8 protein-coding genes are annotated in these 20890 nt (G+C 59.9%); 6 read left to right on the plus strand and 2 right to left on the minus strand.

Going from position 1 to position 20890, the window contains the following annotated elements; translation table 11 throughout:
- Positions 1-16: 16 nt before the first annotated feature.
- The 3 genes from C3938_RS03155 to C3938_RS03165 all read left to right on the plus strand — a co-directional run bounded on the left by C3938_RS03155 (position 17) and on the right by C3938_RS03165 (position 3107).
- Positions 17-496, plus strand: a complete 480-nt coding sequence (locus C3938_RS03155; protein WP_199775481.1) for a 2,4'-dihydroxyacetophenone dioxygenase family protein — start codon at positions 17-19, stop codon at positions 494-496.
- An 86-nt stretch (positions 497-582) separates the two neighbouring features.
- On the plus strand, positions 583-2208 hold the full coding sequence (locus C3938_RS03160) for a long-chain fatty acid--CoA ligase (protein ID WP_105101795.1): 1626 nt from the start codon (positions 583-585) through the stop codon (positions 2206-2208).
- Positions 2209-2264: 56 nt separating this feature from the next.
- Entirely contained in the window at positions 2265-3107 is an 843-nt protein-coding gene (locus C3938_RS03165) for an SDR family NAD(P)-dependent oxidoreductase (protein ID WP_105101796.1), read from the plus strand.
- A gap of 49 nt (positions 3108-3156) precedes the next feature.
- Here the strand turns inward: C3938_RS03165 and C3938_RS03170 are convergent, their stop codons facing one another.
- The gene (locus tag C3938_RS03170) at positions 3157-3870 is read right to left on the minus strand and encodes a response regulator transcription factor (protein WP_158681545.1); all 714 of its coding nucleotides are present in this window, start codon (positions 3868-3870) and stop codon (positions 3157-3159) included.
- Positions 3871-4227: 357 nt separating this feature from the next.
- Here C3938_RS03170 and C3938_RS03175 point away from each other — a divergent pair, with 357 nt between their 5' ends.
- From C3938_RS03175 to C3938_RS03185, 3 genes are all read left to right on the plus strand, one after another.
- The gene (locus tag C3938_RS03175) at positions 4228-9384 is read left to right on the plus strand and encodes a S8 family serine peptidase (protein ID WP_158681546.1); all 5157 of its coding nucleotides are present in this window, start codon (positions 4228-4230) and stop codon (positions 9382-9384) included.
- A 302-nt stretch (positions 9385-9686) separates the two neighbouring features.
- Entirely contained in the window at positions 9687-14825 is a 5139-nt protein-coding gene (locus C3938_RS03180) for a S8 family serine peptidase (RefSeq protein WP_105101799.1), read from the plus strand.
- A 372-nt stretch (positions 14826-15197) separates the two neighbouring features.
- Positions 15198-20201 (plus strand): S8 family serine peptidase, encoded by a 5004-nt coding sequence (locus tag C3938_RS03185; protein WP_199775482.1) that lies wholly within the window; start codon positions 15198-15200, stop codon positions 20199-20201.
- Positions 20202-20290: 89 nt separating this feature from the next.
- Here the strand turns inward: C3938_RS03185 and C3938_RS03190 are convergent, their stop codons facing one another.
- On the minus strand, positions 20291-20863 hold the full coding sequence (locus tag C3938_RS03190) for a class GN sortase (RefSeq protein WP_233998622.1): 573 nt from the start codon (positions 20861-20863) through the stop codon (positions 20291-20293).
- Between the last annotated feature and the right edge of the window lie 27 nt (positions 20864-20890).

A 20890-nucleotide genomic window follows, 5' to 3' on the forward strand; every position in this document is an offset into this window, starting at 1 on the left:
TTATGTGGAGACCACCATGGGAAAGATGTTTTTTGAAACCGTAGACACCGCCTGTATCGACCCGGACGATCTGCCCTGGACCCCCTTCACCCCTTACACCGAGGAGGTACACGTGAAGCTGTTGCGCGTGGACCCGGTGAAAGGCGAGACCGTCACCATGCTGCGCGCACCGGTCCATATGCAGCTGCCAAAGCACCACCACTCGGGAACGGTGCAGCTTTACACCATCGCCGGCGCCTGGAAATACATGGAGCACGACTGGGTCGCCAAGCCCGGCAGCGTGGTACTGGAAACGGCTGCCAGCTCCCACACCCCCATCGGTGTGGAAGGTTACGGCGATGAAATCATTACGTTCCAGATCACCACCGGCGACCTGCTCTACCTGGATGAAAACGATCAGGTATGCGCGATTGAAAACTGGAAAACGGCCATGGAACGCTACCTGGCCTACTGCGAAGCCAACGATATCGAGCCCAAAGATCTGAGCCACGCCTGATACTTCCCGCCACAGCCCGCGCGCCAGCTCGCCGGGCTGCACGGCGAGATGCAAACACCCCCAAAAAACAGAACCGAGGAGAGCCCATGCTAGGCAAAATGATGCAATGGCCACTGCTGGTCTCGCGTATTTTTGAATACGCCACGCAATTTCACGGTGAACAGACCATCGTTTCCGTCTGCGCCGGCAAATCCGTATTCCGCTACAGCTACCGGGATTTCGGCCTGCGCGTATGCCAGCTGGCCAACGCGTTGCAAGCCGCCGGGGTAAAGCCCGGAGATCGCGTGGCAACCCTGGCCTGGAACGACCACCGCCACCTTGAACTGTACTACGCCATCTCCGGTATCGGCGCGGTCTGTCACACCATCAACCCACGCCTGTTTCCCGCGCAGATGGAGTACATCGTCCACCACGCGGACGATGTATTGCTGTTTGCCGACCCGACATTCTCCGAACTGATTGCACCCATCGCCGCCAAGGCACCCAACCTGCGCCAACTGATCTGGCTGGGCGACGAAGACCTCCCGCGCAGCGATGTGCGCACCACCAGTTATGAAGACTTTATCGCCGGCCACAGCGACAACATCGAGTGGCCGGCGCTGGATGAGAACGCGGCGTCCTCTCTGTGTTACACCTCCGGCACCACCGGCAATCCCAAAGGTGTGCTTTACAGCCACCGCTCCACGGTGCTGCACTCCATGGCCGTCACCGGCGCCAATGCGCTGAACATCGGCCTGCACGACGCGGTGCTGCCGGTTGTGCCGCTGTTCCACGTCAACGCCTGGGGCATTCCCTACAGCGCGCTACTGAACGGCGCCAAGCTGGTACTGCCGGGGCCGAAACTGGATGGCGAGAGTCTGTACACCCTGATGGCCGCGGAAGGCGTTACCGTCACGGCCGGCGTACCCACCATCTGGCTGGCGCTGCAAAATCACCTGCGCGACAACCAGCTGCAGCTGCGGAACCTGAAGCGCATGATCGTCGGCGGCTCCGCCGCACCCCGCTCCATGATCGAATACTTCGAAGAGCAGCAGAACGTGGAATTCATTCACGCCTGGGGCATGACCGAAATGTCCCCGGTGGGCACCGTCTGCAAACTGAAGTCCCACCTGATCAACCGCGATCGCGACACCCGCTCCGAGGTGCAGGTCACCCAGGGCCTGCCGGTGTTCGGTGTGGAAATGAAACTGGTGGACGACGACGGTCAGGTACAGCCCCACGATGGCGAGGCCATCGGTGAAGTCTGGGTACGCGGCCCCTGGATTACCTGCGGTTACTACGAAGACGCGCAAGCCGACGAAGGCAAATTTGATCGCGACGGATACTTCCGCACCGGTGACGTGGCCAGCTTCAGCCGCGATGGCTACATGCGCATCTGCGACCGTTCCAAAGACGTCATCAAGACGGGAGGCGAGTGGATCAGCTCCATCGATCTGGAAAACGCCGCGGTTGGTCACCCCCTCGTCGCGGAGGCCGCGGTGATCGGCGTGCATTCGGAAAAATGGGCGGAGCGCCCGCTGCTGGTGATCGTTCCCCGGGACCCGGGCACACCGCCGACACTCGCCGCCATGCACGACTACCTCGCTGACAAGGTGCCCAAGTGGTGGCTGCCGGATGCCATGGAAGTCGTGGCGCAACTGCCTCACACCGCCACCGGGAAAATTCAGAAACGGGATCTGCGCGAGCAGTTCAGGGATTACCAGCTGCCCTGATTTCCGCGCACAGCACACGCGGTTTCACCTCTCGATTTACGTGGAGAAGCACCACCATGCCCATTACCGATCTGACGCACAGGAAGGTTCTGATTACCGGCGGCGCCGCCGGTATCGGTCTGGCAACCGCCGAGGCCTTTGCCCGTCAGGGCGCTCTGATTATTCTGGTCGACCTCAGTGAAGCGGCGTTGGAAGGCGCCCGCGCGCAGATCGAGTCCATCGGCGCACGCTGCGAAACGTACCGATGTGATGTCGCAAACTGGGACAGCGTCAGCGCGCTCGCGGATGACATTCACCGCACACTGGGACCGCTGGATATTCTGATCAACAATGCCGGTATCGCGTTTTTCGCCGGCGTGGTGGAGCACCCGCTGGCGCAGTGGGAAGCCATCCATCGCGTGAATGTCATGGGTGTGGTGCACTTGGTAAGCGCGTTTATGCCGGCGATGAAACAGGCCGGTGGACCCCGCCACATCGTCAATATCGCCTCCCTTGCCGCACTTGCTCCGGCGCCAAACATGAGCGCCTACGCGGCCTCAAAAGCGGCGGTACGCAACTTCACCGAGGTGTTGGCCATGGAGGAGCACGACAGTGAAATCGTGGTGCAATGTGTTTATCCCGGGTTTATCAACACCGCCATCGTCGCAGGCATCCATTCGGTGGGCGCGAACATATCACCGCGCCAACTGGAAAAGCTGCAGCAGTTTTATCGCGCGAAGGGTGCCGACCCGGATGTGGTGGCCAGTGATATCGTTCGCGGCGTGCTCACCGGGCGCGCCCACATTCACACCGGCCCGATGTCCAGTGTGGCCGCGTGGCTCGGTAGACTTTCTCCGCGCCTACTGCGCAAGGTATTGATCCGTTCGTCCATGAAAAGTGGGTACCTGGCGGAGTCCTGACCGCCACCGGCAAAAATTCCGACGGCTTACTGGCCGGGACCGAACGCGGTCAACGCTCCGCCAGCATATATCCCCGCCCCCATATGGTACGCACGGTGAGGGAGAGGTCGGCACGGGCATCCAGTTTTTTTCGCAGGCGACTGACACGCCGGTCGATGGTGCGGTCCAGACCATCGTATTCGCGCCCGAGCGTGTTGATGAACAGAAATTCGCGGCTCAGCGCCTGATGCCGATGGGTGGCGAGCATCCACAGAAGCTCAAACTCTCCCGTAGACAGCGGCATACGCTTGCCGCGCACCAGGGCACAGTGGTCGTTGCGATCGATGACCAGATTGTCTATTTCAACTTTTCCATCCGGCTCTGGCGGCTGCGGTGCCAGTACCCGCTGTCGCAGCCCGGCGCAGATGCGAGCCAGTAAAATACGCGGGTCGACGGTTTTACAGATAAAGTCGTCGACCCCGAGTTCAAAGGCTTTCAGTTCGCCGGCGATGTCCCCCTGCGCGGACAAGACAAAATAAAGACCGCCAAAGCAGCGGCGGACCGTCTGAATCCCGTCAAATTCTTCCCGCTCCAGCGTGTTGATATCGCTGATGACCAGATCGAAATTGCTGTATCTGAGGATCAGACTGAGATCAACCGTCCGGTCGAAAGACCACACGAGAAATCCCCAGCCACGCAGTAAAGAGAGCGTGGATCGCGTTGCACGCGGGTCGCTCTCGATTAAAAGTATGCGCTTGCCACGCACCTGAACACTTCCGAACACTGCACCGACCCGAATACCTACGTAATCCAAACCGGGGCGTACACACTGCCCCCGGAAATACCTGATAACGCCAATCCGGCTGCTTCGCAGGCAAATCCGGGTGTACCGGTTTATCGGGGAAGCAGGCAATGCCGTATCGTCCTCGGGCATTTTATTGCGATGGGGAGGCGGGAACTTTTCCGTAGGCGACATTCATTTTCCACTTCATGACACGCCCGTTCCGTGCACAGAGGACGCCACTCCCGCGGGACAAATTGGGACAGCTCTTTGATTTTCGCCGTGCTATTCAATCGGGTTCTGTGCGCCTCCATACGCCCAGAAGCAAAACGATAAGTAGTATTCCGTGGGAGTAAGAACTTGAAAGCTAAAACGCTAGCGACGGTGATCGCTTCCGCCATCTGTACCAGCAGTATGGCGGCAGCGGTTGCCACCCACCCGTCTTCGGGATTGCAGCAAATCAAAGCTGCGCAAATGGCAGAGCTCACAAAGCAAACCGCCAGTCATCAACCTACCATCCTGCCGGAAAACCGGCGCCCCGGTGGAGTAAACCGGCAGATCCGGCCCGCATCCGGCGACGATAAATTCGCCCATGAACCGGCACGCAGCGGCGAAGACGTGTACATCGTCCGCCTGCAAGACCTGCCGGTAGCCACCTACGACGGCCGAGTGAAAGGTTACGCCGCCACGGCCAAAAGTGTGCTGCGCAGTGAAGTGGAACAGGGCCTGCTGGTTGCTCCCCGCGGTACCCGTGGACTGGAGACCCTCCAGCAGAATCGCGCAGTAAGCTACAAAAACTACCTGATGGACAAGCAGCAGTCCGTGGTTCAGGAAGCCCGCGCTCTGGGCGTAAAACACATGCCACGCCTGCAATTTACCGACGCCATCAACGGTTTCACCATGTCGATGACCCAGGCGCAGGCGAAGGCGCTGGCGAAGCTGCCACAGGTGGCCTTCGTCCAGCGCTCCGATACCCTGCAATTGCACACGGATCGCGGCCCCGAGTTCATCGGTGCCGACAAGGTCTGGAACGGACAGACCGCGGCGAGCAATCTCAAGCAGAAAGGTGAAGGCATGATCGTCGGTATCCTGGATACCGGGATCAACACCGATCACGTCTCCTTTGCGGACGTGGGCGACGACGGTTACGACCACACCAACCCCTGGGGAAGCGGCAACTACGTGGGCGACTGTGCCACCGGCGCGGCCACCTGTAACGACAAACTGATCGGCGTGTGGAGCTGGCCATTCATTACCGACACCTACGAGGGTATACGCCCGGCCAGCGGTGAGGATTACAACGGTCACGGCAGCCATACCGCCAGTACCGCGGCCGGCAACGTGGTCCACAATGTGCCCTACCTGGGCGGCACGCCGGGTGTTGGCGATGGCATTCCCACCGGCTTCGAATTCGAGCAGGTATCCGGAGTTGCGCCCCACGCCAATATCATCTCCTACCAGGTCTGTTTCCCGGATCACCGCGGCTGCCCCAGCGAGGTCATGCTGAAGGCGATTGATCAGGCCATCCAGGACGGGGTCGATGTTATCAACTTCTCCATCGGTGGCGGCGACAGGTTTCCCTGGGAAGACGCCACCGCCATGGCGTTTCTCTCCGCCCGTGAAGCCGGTATTTCCATAGCGGCCTCCGCCGGCAACGCCGGTAAGGGCTTCTATACCCTCTCGCACACGGCCCCCTGGTATACGGTTGTGGCGGCGAGCACCAGTGACCGTGTGATGGAGGTTACCGCCAACAGCATCGAGATGAGCGGCGGCGCTACCAATCCGCCGTCTTTCTACATCAGCGAGACCGATCCCAAGAGCGACGATATCGCCGGCTTCTCTCAGGGCAGCGTAACCGGCACACCGGTACTCGCCGCGAACTACGGCGATGAAATGTGCCTGAACGAGTTCGCCGCAGACACCTTCACCAGCGACCAGATCGTGATCTGTAAGCGCGGCCAGAATGCCCGTGTCGACAAGGCATTCAATGTGCAGGCCGGCGGCGCCGGCGGGTTTATTCTCTACAACGATTCCTACGCCGGGATGACGTCGGAAGAAAAACAGGTCTACGACGATATCTACCCACTGCCGGGCCTGCATATCAAAAACTACCCGGGTACCAAACTGGTGAACTGGGTCAGCGATGGCGGTACCGATCACCGTGTCACGATCACCGGCGGCAGCATTGCCCGCACCCTGGATGAGAGCGCCGGCGATATGCTCGCGGACTTCTCCTCCCGCGGCCCGGCCACGCACTTCACCGGCAGCCTGGCTCCGCATATCAGTGCCCCCGGGGTGGATATTCTCGCCGCCTACGCCGACGAGCAGCCGTTCACCGGCGGCCTCGCCAAAGACTGGGCGATGATCAGCGGCACCTCCATGGCCAGCCCCCATGTGGCCGGTGCACTGACCCTGGTGCGCCAGGCGCACCCGGACTGGACACCCGCCGAAGTGCAGTCCGCACTGCTGATGACCGCCGCGCAGACCGTGCGCGAACCCATTGATGCCTGGCATGACCCGCGCCCGGCCCACACCTACCGCGCCGGTGCCGGCCGCGTAGACGTGGCCGCAGCGGTAGAAGCCGGCCTGGTCATGGACGAGACCGCCGCCAACTTCGAATTCGCCAACCCGAAAAACGGTGGCGACGTAAAACAGCTGAACCTCCCGCAACTGGTGGACAACGACTGCCGCCGCAACTGTTCCTGGATCCGCACCGTACGCGCCACCCGCGACGGCAGCTGGACCGTGAGCAACGGCGACTGGACCTACGATGTGTGGGCAGCCGGTGAGGGCGAGAAGCCGGTGCAGGGCGCCAGAATCGAGGCCTTCCCCGCGAGCTTCAGCCTCAAGGCGGGCGAGACCCAGACCATCATCTTCCGCGCCGATCTGACCGATGCGCAGTGGGAGTGGAACGGCGTGTACGATGTCGAGGATCAACCGGAGATCGAGCTCTGGAGCGAAGTGCGCTTCAAAGCCAGCGACTCCAGCATCCCCGATGCGCACTGGCCGGTGTCCATCAACTTCGACCGCGCCGGCCTGCCCAGTATGGTCAACATTGAAGTACACCGCGACAACGGCAGCTACCACGTGAAGGACCTGCCACTGCCTGCGATGAACAGCATCGCCTACCGAGGCTATACCCCGGTAAAAGCAAAGGTAGAGGAAATCACCCTGCCCCAGGACAACAACCACTACGCCATTTACATGGACGGTGACCACAGCCCCGGTCACACCCGTGTCACCCTGCACGAAGTGCCGGAGAACACCGCGCGCCTGGTGGTGGAAGTACTGGAAAACGTCAGCGGACCCGGCTGGAACGAAGCCAAGCGTCGCTACCTCGACGGCTGGGCGACACTGTTTATCGGCCGCGATGCGGACGGCGACGGTGAAGTGGATATGGACACCGAACTGCTGTGCGCCTCCTCCACTCAGATCGAGCTCAATTACTGCAGCATTACCAATCCCGATGCGGGCAGCTACTGGGTGATGGTCGAAAACGTGCGCATGAAGGCCGCGGACAACACCGAGTACGAAGGTTTCGAGCTGGTGGATACCTACAAGGTTGCCACTGCCATAGTACCGGCCAATGTGGGCGGTCTGCAGGTTGAGGGACCGGCGAGCAGCGACGGCAGCAAAGCCGTGAGTGTGGACCTGAACTGGGCCCTGAGCGGCCTCGAAGAAGGTGATGTCGCCTACGCCGGCTTCGATATCGGCACCGCCAACGCACCGGGCAACATCGGCTTCGTGCCGGTCAAGCTGACCCGCGGCGTCGACGATGTCAGCCTCACCGCCAGCCAGACACAGGCCATTGGTGGCGACATCATCGATGTCTCCGTGCATGTACTGGAAAACAACTCCGGAATCGACCGCGAGATCGATCTGATCAGCCAGCTACCGGAAGGCCTGACTTTGGTGGAAGGCTCGGTGAAGATCAACAACCCGCGGATGCGCGACAATCTCACCGTGGATGGCAACCTCATCCGCGTGAACGGCGTGCAGGAAAACTCCGGAGACTGGAAACCCGACTACCGGATCACCACCAGCGAAACCGACCAGATGTGTCGCACGCCCAACTACGGTGGCACCAGTAACGGCGGCTTTATCGGCCTGTTCCAGAACTACGGTTTCATTCCGGAAATTGGTGGCCTCGCCACCGACTTTGTGAACCCGGAATTCCGCATTCAGCTGAGCCGCTTCTGGGGTGAAAACGCGAGTATCAACCTGTTCAACAACAAGGAGTACCGTTCCTACCCTGCGCTGGTACTGTCACCCCAGGGCTACGCAGCACTGGAGGCCCAGTACAACAGCGCCGCGCATATCGCGCACTGGGAATTCCCCTACTACTCCGATCCCTATACGCCCTTCATCGGCGCATTCTGGAAGGGTACGGTGAACTCCCAGAACTGGTTCGGCGCCAACGTCGACGCACTCGGCACACCGCTGAACCAGACGTCCAGCAAGACCGAAGGTTCCGGTATCGCACTGGCCTGGGCCAAAGACCCTGCGAATAATATCAACGACATTATTATCGAGTGGGTCAACGCCCGGACTCAGAACCTCGATGTCGGCTGGTCCGGCGGCACCCTGCTCAGTGAGAAGGCGGACCGTTACAGCTTCAACCTGATCGTGCACGAGGGCTACCGCTACGGCGAGGGTGAATACGAATTTACCATGGCCTACGGCGACCTGGACTTTGCCGGCGAACCCGGTGCCGGCTCTGTGGGCCTGCACGGCCACTACGGTCCGCTGGATGTACAGGGCTATCCGTACTACTACGACCAGGAAATCGGCAAGAGCTTCGCCTACAACAACCTGGACACCAAACTGAAAAAGGATCTCGTGGTCTGCTACGACTACGTGGGCCCGGAATCCACCCAGTTTGATCTGAGCTTCCAGGTGCGCGTAGCCGAAACCGCGACCGGGCAGGATCTGGAACTGGCCTTCGTGAGCGATATCGACGGTATGGCACAGGAAGTGAAGAGTCAGATCATCGTGGTGCCCAGCAACCTGATCCTGACGCCATTCAAAGACCACACCATGGACGAGAACACCACGCTGGAAGGCATCGAGGTGGTCTACCTGGACAAGGACCAGGCACCCAACCTGATCACCGTCAGCGGCGCGCACATCACCGCGCACGTATCCGGGAACACCTCCGGTTCCACCATCAGCATCACACCCGATGCCAACTGGTACGGTGAAACGCAAATCACCGTCACCGTCGCCGATGAGCAGGTACCGGCGGATAAGGCCAGTCAGACATTCACACTGACCGTAGTATCCGACGGCGAAGAGCCGGGCTGTACCGACATGAATGCGGACAACTACGACGAAAACGCCACCAAGGATGACGGCAGCTGTACCTATCCGCAGCCTGAACCGGAACCAGAGCCTCAACCACAACCGGAAGAGCCCAAGAAGAAAAAGAAAAAATCCGGCGGTTCTACCGGAACCCTTATGCTTGGGCTACTGATCATAATTGGCCTGATGCGTCGCTTCCGTATCACTGCCCACTAAAAAATAGTGCCGGCACGATACTGATCCGAACACACGGAATGTGTTCAACATTCAAAACCCTGGCAAACATGCTGGGGCTTTTTTATTTCCGGAAAAATTGTTTTTCCGGTTATTTCAGATTTTTCACCTGTCGTTTTTGGTTTTTTCCGACATAGACTTCAAAACGGTTTTTTTTCGGTCGCAGGCAAGACAATTTGGGACAATTTTTTCAGCTCCTGCGTGATATTCCTTGCGGTTCTGTGCGTAGCAATACGCCCAGTAGGAATAATAAATAGAAGTGCGAAGGAGCTAATAACTTGAAAATGAAAACGCTAGCGACGGTGATCGCGTCAGCTGTCTGTACCAGCAGCATGGCCGCGGCAGTCACCAGTCATCCGTCTCAGGTCGTGCAGCAAATCAAGGCTGCGCAATTTACTGAAATTAAAAAATCGACAATCCAACAACGGGAAACCGCGATTCCAGACAGGCGCCGCCCCGGTGGCGTAAACCAGCAGATCCGCCCGGCCTCCAGCGCAGATAAGTTCGCCGATGAACCAGAGCGCAGCGGAGAGGATGTGTATATCATCCGCCTGCAGGACCAACCGGTAGCCACCTACGACGGCCGAGTAAAAGGCTACGCCGCCACCGCCAAAAGTGCTCTGCGCGCCGAAGCGGAACAGGGACTCTTGGCCGCCCCGCGCGGCCCCCGCGGACTGAACACAGTTCAGAAAAACCGCGCTCTCGGTTACAAGAATTACCTGCTGGACAAGCAGCAGACCGTGGTACAGGAAGCCCGCGCCCTGGGCGTGAAGCGCGCACCGCGACTGCAGTTCACCGATGCCATCAACGGCTTCACCATGAAGATGACCCAGGCGCAGGCAAGGGAGCTGGCCAAGCTGCCGCAGGTGGCCTTTGTGCAGCGCTCCGACACGCTGCAGCTGCACACCGACCGCGGCCCGGAATTTATCGGTGCCGACAAGATCTGGAACGGCGAGACGTCTACCAGCAGCCTGAAGCAGAAGGGTGAGGGCATGATCGTCGGTATCCTGGATACCGGCGTCAACACCGATCACGCCGCCTTCGCCGACGTCGGTGACGACGGTTACGACCACAACAACCCCTGGGGCGAAGGCGTCTACGTGGGTGACTGTGCCACCGGTGCGGCCACCTGTAATGACAAGCTGATCGGCGTCTGGAGCTGGCCTTTTATCACCGACACCTTCGATGGTGTGCGCCCGGCCAGCGGCGAGGACTACAACGGACACGGCAGCCACACCGCCAGTACCGCGGCGGGCAACGTGGTGCACAATGTGCCCTACCTGGGCGGCGTGCCGGGCGACGGCGACGGTATTCCCAGTGGTTTCGAATTCGAGCAGGTATCGGGTGTCGCTCCCCACGCCAACATTATCTCCTATCAGGTCTGCTTTCCGGCCAATGGCGGTTGCCCGACCGAAGTGATGTTGAAAGCGGTAGATCAGGCCATTCAGGACGGCGTAGACGTTATCAACTTTTCCATTGGTGGTGGCGATCGCTTCCCATGGGAGGATGCTACCGCCCTGGCTTTCCTGTCCGCGCGCGAAGCGGGTATTTCCGTGTCGGCTTCTGCCGGTAACGCCGGCAAGGGTTTCTACACCCTGTCCCACACTGCGCCCTGGTACACCTCGGTAGCCGCGAGCACCACCGACCGCGTGATGGAAATCACCGGTAACACGATCGAGATGAGTGGCGGCGCTACTACTCCGCCGACCTTCTACACCAACGACAAGGCCGGCTTCTCAGAAGGTAGTGTGACCGGCACACCGGTCATCGCCGCGGACTACGGCGATGAAAAGTGCCTCAACGAGTTCGCCCCCAACACCTTCACCAGCGACCAGATCGTGATCTGTAAACGCGGTGAAAACGCCCGCGTAACCAAGGGCTTCAATGTACAGGCCGGCGGTGCCGGCGGCATCATCGTCTACAACGAACCCTTCTACAGCGGCATAACGAAGGCAGAGACGGAGGTGTTCAACGATATCTATCCACTGCCGGCTCTGCATATCAAGAACGCCCCGGGCAACCGGTTGCTGAACTGGGTCAACGACGGCGGCACCGATCACAGCATCACCATCACCGGCGGCAGCATTAGCCGCACTCTTGATGAAAGCGCCGGCGACATGCTCGCGGAGTTCTCCTCCCGTGGCCCGGCCACGCACTTCACCGGTAGCCTGGCACCGCATATCAGCGCCCCCGGTGTGGGTATTCTCGCTGCCTACGCCGACGAGCACCCCTTCTCGGAATCCCTCTCCCAGGACTGGGGCATGCTGAACGGCACCTCCATGGCCAGCCCCCATGTGGCCGGCGCCATGACCCTGGTGCGCCAGGCACATCCGGACTGGACCGCTGCAGAAGTGCAGTCCGCGCTGCTGATGACCGCGTCCGAGACAGTGCTCGAAGAAATCAACGCCTATAACGATCCGCGTCCGGCGCACACCTACCGCGCTGGTGCCGGTCGTGTAGACGTGGCCGCCGCCGTGGACGCCGGTCTGGTGATGGACGAGACCGCAGCCAACTTCGAATTCGCCAACCCGAGAAACGGCGGCGACGTGAAGCAGCTGAATCTGCCGCAGCTGGCCGACAACAACTGCCGCAGAAACTGTTCCTGGATCCGCACCGTACGCGCCACCCGCGATGGCAGCTGGACCGTGAGCAACGGCGACTGGACCTACGATGTGTGGAATACCGGCGACGGCGAGATGCCGGTGGCGGGTGCCAAAATCGAGGCTTTCCCGGCAAGCTTCAGCCTCAAGGCGGGCGAGACCCAGACCATCGTGTTCCGTGCTGACCTGACCGACGTTCAGTTCGAGAACAACACCATGCTCGGCGGCCTGGATAACCTGGAGCAAATGGAGCTGTGGAGCCAGGTACGCTTTAAAGCCAGCGACGCTTCAATTCCCGACGCACACTGGCCAGTATCCATCAATTTCGACCGCGCCGGCCTGCCCAGCATCGTGAATATCGAAGCGCACCGCGACAACGGCAGCTACCACCTCAAGGATTTGCCGCTGCCGGCGATGAATAACATCGTCTACCGCGGCTTCACCCCGGTGAAGGCGACCGTTGAGAACGTCACCCTGCCCCAGGACGAAAACCACTTCCCGATTCGCATGGACGGCGACTACGGTCCCGGCCACGCGCGGGTGACCCTGCATGACGTGCCGGCAAACACCGCGCGCTTTGTGGTCGAGGTACTGGAAAATGTGTCCGGACCTGGCTGGTACGAGGAAAAAAGTCGCTGGCTGGACGGCTGGATGACTGTTTATATCGGCCGTGATGCAGACGGCGACGGCGAAGCGGACATCGATACCGAACTGCTGTGCGCCTCCACTACCCAGATCCAGCTCAACTACTGCAGCATCACCAACCCGGATGCCGGCAGCTACTGGGTGTTGGTGGAAAACGCGCGCATGTGGGCCGCCGATTACGTGGAGTATGAAGGTGTCGAGCTGATCGATACCTACAAGGTAGCCACCGCCATGGTGCCGAAAAGCTTCGGCGGTCTGCAGGTCGAGGGACCGGCGAACACCGACGGCAGCAAAGCCGTGAACCTGGACCTAGGCTGGACCCTGAGCGGCCTGGAGGAAGGTGATGTCGCCTACACCGGCTTCGATATCGGCACCGGCAACGCACCGGGCAGCCTCGGCTTCGTGCCGGTCAAACTGACCCGCGGCGTCGACGATGTCAGCCTCGCTACCAGTCAGACACAGGCCATTGGTGGCGACATCATCGATGTCTCCGTGCATGTACTGGAAAACAACTCCGGTATCGACCGCGAGATCGATCTGATCAGCCAGCTGCCGGAAGGCCTGACCCTGGTGGAAGACTCGGTGAAAATCAACAATCCGTTGATGCGCGACAAGCTCACCGTGGATGGCAACCTCATCCGCGTGAACGGTGTGCAGGAAAACTCCCAGGACTGGGCGCGGGACTACGTGATCACCACCAATGAAAACGACCAGTTGTGTCGCACGCCCACTTACGGTGGCCCCAACGATGGTGGCTTTGTCGGCCTGTTCCAGAACTACAACATAGTGCCGGACATGGGCGGTAATGCGACCGAGTGGGTAAACCCGGAGTTCCGCATTCCGTTGAGCCGCTTCTGGGGTGAAAACGCCGGCATGAACCTGTACCACAACGAGGATTACTACGCCTCTCCGTGGATGGTGGTATCGCCACAGGGCTACGTTGCACTGGAGCACTCCTGGGATCCCTCACACCACCTTGCGCACGTGAAATTTCCCTACTACTCCGACCCTTATTCGCCGTTTATCGGCGTATTCTGGAGAGGTATGGTGAACGATCAAAGCTGGTTCGGCGCCGACGTTGACGCCCTCGGCACACCGCTGAACCAGACTTACGACAAGACTGAAGGTTCCGGTATTGCGATGGCCTGGGCCAAGGATCCGGCAAATAATATCGACGATATTATTATCGAGTGGGTCAACGCCCGCACCCAGAACCTCGATGTCGGCTGGACTGGCGGCAGCGTAACCAGCGAGAAGGCGGACCGCTACAACTTCGACCTGATCGTGCACAAGGGCTACCGCTACGGCGAGGGTGAATACGAATTCACCATGGCCTACGGCGACCTGGACTTTGCCGGCGAACCCGGTGCCGGCTCCGTGGGCCTGCACGGTAACTACGGCCCGCTGGATATCTTCGGCTATCCCTACTTTTTCAACCTGGAAAAGGGTCGGAGCTTCGCCTACAACGACCTGGACACCAAACTGAAAAAGGATCTCGTGGTCTGCTACGACTACGTGGGCCCGGAATCCACCCAGTTTGATCTGAGCTTCCAGGTGCGCGTAGCCGAAACCGCGACCGGACAGGATCTGGAACTGGCCTTCGTGAGCGATATCGACGGTATGGCACAGGAAGTGAAGAGTCAGATCATCGTGGTGCCCAGCAACCTGATCCTGACGCCGTTCAAAGACCACACCATGGACGAGAACACCACGCTGGAAGGCATCGAGGTGGTCTACCTGGACAAGGACCAGGCACCCAACCTGATCACCGTCAGCGGCGCGCACATCACCGCGCACGTATCCGGGAACACCTCCGGTTCCACCATCAGCATCACACCCGATGCCAACTGGTACGGTGAAACGCAAATCACCGTCACCGTCGCCGATGAGCAGGTACCGGCGGATAAAGCCAGTCAGACATTCACACTGACCGTAGTATCCGACAGCGAAGAGCCGGGCTGTACCGACATGAACGCGGACAACTACAACGAAAACGCCACTAAGGATGACGGCAGCTGTACCTATCCGCAGCCTGAACCGGAACCGGAGCCTCAACCACAACCGGAAGAGCCCAAGAAGAAAAAGAAAAAATCCGGCGGTTCTACCGGAACCCTTATGCTCGGGCTGCTGATCGCCCTCGGGCTGGGTCGCCGCCTCCGGTGGGCAACCAGGAAATGAGTAATGTGCGAGTAACGTACGTTATCTGAGGTTCCATACTAGACGCGAACTTCGAGTTCACCCGCTTGAGCCCCGCCCGCAAGGTCGGGGCTATTTTCTTTTAAAAAGACGCAAGAAATTCACCTCGCATATCAAAAAAATCCGAAAAACAGAATTTTTTCCTGCGCCCATTTTCATACAAATTTTTCGCCGCCGAATCCGTAATCGCCCATTTACAGTAACAAAGGCTTTGCCTGCACGACGGATTTCCAGCCGCTGTGGCAAAACCGCTTTTTCTGGATCAGAAGGTATTCAGAAAACACAAATAATTAAAAAATCCAATAAATTAGGGGCATCCTGATGCAGCATAAAAATCCAATATTCAGGCGAAGTATGATCGCAACGCTGACCGCACTCTATGTCGGCGGCGCGCTCTCCGCATCGTCACCCGGAGCAACCTCCGGTTCTACATTTCACCAACCCACCTTTACCACCGAGGAACTGGAAGCCCTGCAAATACAGCGCGCCAGTGCACTCGAGGGGGACATCTACGTCGGCGGCAAAGGCAAGCCCAATCGTCACAAGGCCATTGCACCTGCGGATGTGTTTCAGCCACAACCCGGTGTGACCGGTCGCCAGCAGTATATCGTTCAGCTGGAAGACAAACCGGTCGCCACTTACGACGGTGGACTTGAGGGTTACGCCCCGACCAGGGCCAACAAGAATCGCGCGGTGATGGTGCGCGATCGTGTATTAATGAGCAGCGCTCCGGTAAAGGCCTACAGCCAGCACCTGCTGGATCGCCAGTCGACACTGCTGCGCAAGTCGCAAAGTGCCGGCGCCAACATCGCCGTCAAACGCAATTTCACCCTGGCCAACAACGCCATGCTAGTGGAAATGACCCAGGACGACGCCGAAATCATGGCGCGCCAGCCGGGCGTCAAGCGCATCACGCCCAACCGTATTTTCCAGCTGAACACCGACCGCGGTCCGGAGTTTATCGGCGCGACCAGACTCTGGGATGGCAGCGGCTCTCCATCCGGCCTGAACGTCAAGGGTGAGGGTATGGTGGTCGGTATTGTCGATACCGGCATCAACACGGACCACCCGGCGTTTGCCGGCGACAACTTTGATCCCGCCGGCAATCCCCTCGGCAATGGCGTCTACGCCGGTGACTGCGCCAGTGACGCCAGCCTGTGTAACGACAAACTGATCGGTGTCTTCTCCTATCCGGAGATCACCGATGTCTACCGTGCACCGGAATTCCAGGAGAGGCCCTGGGATACCAAAATGATTCGCCCCGCGAACGGTGAGGACTACCACGGGCACGGCTCGCACACCGCCAGTACCGTCGCCGGCAACCGCATCGAAAATACTCCGCTGCAGGGCTTCGATGGCAGCGCCACCAGTGACGGTGTGGATCTGGATTTCCAGTTTCCACACACCTCCGGTGTGGCACCGGAAGCACGCATCATGGCCTTCCAGGTGTGCTGGCCGGGTAACGGCGGCGATCCCTATGCGGGGTGCCCCGAATCTGCGCTGCTGTCCGCATTCGAGGACGCCATCGCCAGCGGCGTGGTGGACGTAATCAACTTCTCCATTGGCGGCGCCGAGAACTTCCCCTGGGACGACCCGATGGAACTGGCCTTCCTGTCCGCGCGCGAGGCGGGTATTTCCGTGGCCGCCGCCGCAGGCAACTCCGGCCCCAACTACTTCAGCGCCGACCACACGTCGCCCTGGGTGACCACCGTCGGAGCGTCAACCCACGACCGCGTGATGAGTGCGGGCGACAAAACCCTGTCCGGCTTCGAGGGCAGCGGTTACATGTCCTACACGGAAATCCCCGGCAAGAGTTTCAGCGGCGGTATTACCGGCGAAGTGGTGCTGGCGGAGAACTATCCCGACCCGGATACCAGTGATGAATACACTGCGGCGTCGTGTAATGTTCCTTTCCCGGCAGGAACCTTTACCGCGGATCAGATTGTTATCTGTGAGCGCGGCGTTATCGCGCGGGTGGAAAAAGCGCAGAACGTGGCCGCCGGCGGCGCCGGCGGTTTTATCCTGCAGAACCTGTCCACCAGCGAAACGGTAGTGGCGGACAGCTATGTGCTCCCCGGTATCCACGTGGAGGCGAAATACCGCTGGACCCTCAAAAACTGGGTGAACAGCAGCGCCGGCACCGCGCGGGCGACCATCAGCGACTTCACCAACAGCTACGAGTTTGTCGCCGAGGAAGGCAACAACCTGGCAGTCTTCAGCTCCATGGGTCCGAGCCGCACCAACGACACCCTGGTGCCGGACCTGACAGCACCCGGGGTACAGATCTACGCGGCCAACGCGGACGACCAGCCGTTTACCGCCTATCCGGCGGCCTCCGACTGGACCTTTATGAGTGGTACCTCCATGGCCGCGCCGCACACCGCGGGTGCCATGACGCTGCTGAAGCAGCTGCACCCCGAGTGGACACCGGCGGAAATCCAGTCTGCGCTGATGCTGACCGCGGGCCCCGTGTACCTTAAGTCGGGCGAATATCGTTTCGAGCCCTACACCCACTTCATGGTGGGGGCCGGCGCGATCAACGTGGAGCGTGCGGCCAATACCGGCCTGGTCATGGACGAAACCATCGAAAACTACCTGGACGCCAACCCGCGCAACGGCGGCATTGCCAGCCAGGTGAATCTGGCCTCCATGGCAAACTCGAACTGTGAGGGCAGCTGTACCTGGCTGCGCACCGTGACCGCCACCAAAGACGGGGTCTGGAATGCCACAGGTTTCGGCAAGCAGGCAGGTGTGGAGATCGAGGTCTCGCCCAGCCGCTTCAGCCTCAAGGCCGGCGAAAAGCAGTCCATCGTGGTTCGCGCCACACTGCCGGCGCCACTGGAGCACAAGGTGGAACCGGAGGATCCGTCCCTGCCGTGGGATGCGGTGCAGAATAACTTCACGTACTTCGACGGTACGGTTGTGCTGACCGAAGTCAACGGCAACTCGCCGGAGCTGCATATGCCCGTGGTTGCGGCCAACGTGCACGACGAGCTGCCGCTGTCGGTGAACATCGATGCGAGCCGCGATCAGGGGTCGGAAACCCTGATGGTCAGCACCGGTGACTACAGCCAGCTGACACCCCGCTACTACGGTCTGGTGCAGCCCGAAGTGACCAGCACCACACTGGAATCGGTATCTGCATTTCTCTCGCTGGAGAATATCGAGAAGGGCTGGAGTATTCAGACCGTAGAGGTGCCGGAAAACACCGTGCGCTTCGTGGCCGAATCCCTGTCTGCGGAGAAAATCAGCACCGCTGAGGACATGAACCCGCGCTACTTTGTGCATCACCCGTTCATCATCGTGGGCCGGGATCTGAACGGTAGCGGTGGCTTCATTCCCTCCGCGAGTGAAATGGAAGCGGACCCCTATGCGCTGTCCAACGAGTATCACCGCGAGGTACTCTGCGTCTCCTCCAGTTATTCCGAAGACAACTTCTGTAACTTCCAGAAGCCGGAAGCCGGCAGCTATTGGGTCGCCACCGTCAACACCGGCGACTTCCCGGTAGTGGCCAACACCGGTGTGGCAATGCTGAGTGCCAATTCCGCCAAGGGCAACCTGAGTGTATCCGGCCCCGCGGCGCACGACGGCAACGGCGAGTACCCGCTGACCGTGAGCTGGGACCTTCCGGACTCCAGGCAGGGCGAGAAGTACTACGGCGGTTTTGATCTGGGCAACATGCCCGGTGCCGAAGGTACACTCGGCTTCACCTCGGTGAACATTTCCCGCGGTGAGGATGCGGTGCAGTGGAGCGTTAGCCAGGACAAGGCGCGCGCGCTGGATGTGATCGATTTCAAGGTCAAGATCCGGCCGAACCTGGAGAGTGACGACCGCAACTACGACCTGAAGATCGATCTGCCAGACGGCATGCGCCTGCTGGGAGACAGTATCCTGGCAAACAACGAGGCGCTTCAGGACGCCGTCCAGTGGGATGACCACAGCCTGTCCCTCGCCGGCCTGCAGAGCGCCACGCGCAACATCAAGCGCGAGTATGTGATGACCAGCAACATCGACGATCAGATGTGCCACACACCGTTGATCGACGAGTACTCCACCGGTGGCTACATCGACCTCAAGGGGGAGTTCGGTATCCAGCCGAATGCCGATTGGCTCGCGGGGGATTACCGGGTCAACTATGACGTGCCCATCTGGTGGCTGTTCGGCAACGAAGACGCTGACTTCAGGGTATACAACCAGTCCAATGCCGGTTACGTGCGCATGCACACCGTGGGGGCGCTGCAGTTCAACACCGCCTATTGGACAATGAGCCAGCACCGCGGACCGGGCTTCCTGTACGAGTCCCTGGCGCCCTTCTGGCGCGGCTCCTTCGAAATGAAGTACCGCCGCCATTACGAAGATCCGTGGGGCCTGACCATCGCCGCCCAGTACGCGGATGAACGCCCGGACCTCGGCGACCTGCTGTTCCTCGAGTACGACAATGTCACCGATAAAAATACCGGCGACGAGTACGACTTCCAGGCAATTCTGCGCAGCGGTATCGACGACCGCGAAGGCCGATTCGAGATCATCTACGCCTACGACAACCTCGGTGCGAACCTCACCAAAGGTGTGGTGATGACCGAAGGTTTCGACAGTGCCTTCTCCGGCAACGCCGGCCCCAAGAACGGCATGCTCCACACGGTGGCGGGTTACGATGACCTGGACACAAAACTGAGTGACGACCTGGTACTGTGCTTCGACTATGTCGGTCCGGAAAAGAGCCTGGTTGAAGTCACCTTCCAGGCACTGGTACAGCCCGCGGCCACCGGTGCGAATCTGGAAGTGACCTTTACTCACGATCTGCAGGGGCAGCCGCAACAAACCGAGGTGCATCCCATCGCGGTGAAGGGCAACATTCAGCTGGCGGAAATCGCAGATATGACTGTTGCCGAGAACGGCCGTATCGAAGGGATTGATGTGCTCTACACCGATGCCAATGAGGTGCCCAACACGGTATTCGTAAGCGGTGAACATATCTCCGCAGGCGTGAACGGTTACCGCTTCGACCTGATCCCGGCGGCCAACTTCCACGGCAAAACGCTGGTTACGGTAACCGTGCAGGACAACGAGCACGCCGGTGACGCGGCCTCCACCAGCTTTATGTTGACGGTGGTGTCCGATGGCGAGGAACCGGGTTGTACCGATATCGAAGCGGACAACTACGATGAAAACGCCACCAGAGATGACGGCAGCTGTACCTATCCGCAGCCTGAACCGGAACCAGAGTCTCAGCCGGAACCGGAAGAGCCCAAGAAGAAAAAGAAAAAATCCGGCGGTTCAACCGGAACCCTCATGCTCGCACTGCTGATCGCCCTCGGGCTTGGTCGCCGCCTCCGAATGAATATCCGGAAGCAGTAACGACCGCTGTCTAACAACCATTCCTCCTTGACCCGGCGAACATCTGTTCGCCGGCTTCTCACCCCGGTCTTGCGACCGGGGCTTTTTGTTTACAGACGCACCGGTTGCGCCGTGCCTGAATACTCCGCGTAAACCAGGTACCGCAGCGGACCACCAGAGTCCAGAGCATCAAACGGGTAACAGGTCATCAGGATCAGCCCCCATGACCGTTTCGCGGTCATCGTAGCCGGCAGTACGGCGTTTCTGCTGTCGACAATCTCTGCGTCAGTGACCCGAAAACTGTGCCAGCGGCCATCCGCGCCCTGCAGTTGTACCGGCATGCCCACACGTAGTTTTCCAAGCCCGCGAAAATGCGTATCCCGGTGCGCGGCAATCACCGCGACACCGAGGTCGGAGGTCGCCCCTGGCAAAACGGAAGACGCATACAACCCGGGACCAAAAGCGAGCGCTTCCCCACTGGTACCCTGCAGTACCACCAGCGGCTTTTCGTCGCCCAGTTGCAGTTGCGCCACCGGCCAGGTATCTGCCCAGGGCCAGGGTTTATGTGGCTCGCCACTACTCAGCTGGCGCTGCCAGGAATCTCTGATCAGGTATTGCGCCAGTTGCGCCTTAAGCAGCAACCAGCTACCGCTTCCCAGTTGCCACAGCCCGGCGAAAATCAAGATTAGAGACAGGCACCGCTGAATGTT

Source organism: Microbulbifer pacificus, assembly GCF_002959965.1.
In the GTDB taxonomy this organism is placed as follows: Bacteria; Pseudomonadota; Gammaproteobacteria; order Pseudomonadales; family Cellvibrionaceae; genus Microbulbifer; species Microbulbifer pacificus_A.

Coding starts and splice junctions, on each gene's coding strand:
- C3938_RS03165 (WP_105101796.1), top strand. CDS start 2,265: ATGCCCATTACCGATCTGACGCACAGGAAGGTTCTGATTACCGGCGGC.
- C3938_RS03160 (WP_105101795.1), top strand. CDS start 583: ATGCTAGGCAAAATGATGCAATGGCCACTGCTGGTCTCGCGTATTTTT.
- C3938_RS03155 (WP_199775481.1), top strand. CDS start 17: ATGGGAAAGATGTTTTTTGAAACCGTAGACACCGCCTGTATCGACCCG.
- C3938_RS03180 (WP_105101799.1), top strand. CDS start 9,687: ATGAAAACGCTAGCGACGGTGATCGCGTCAGCTGTCTGTACCAGCAGC.
- C3938_RS03185 (WP_199775482.1), top strand. CDS start 15,198: ATGATCGCAACGCTGACCGCACTCTATGTCGGCGGCGCGCTCTCCGCA.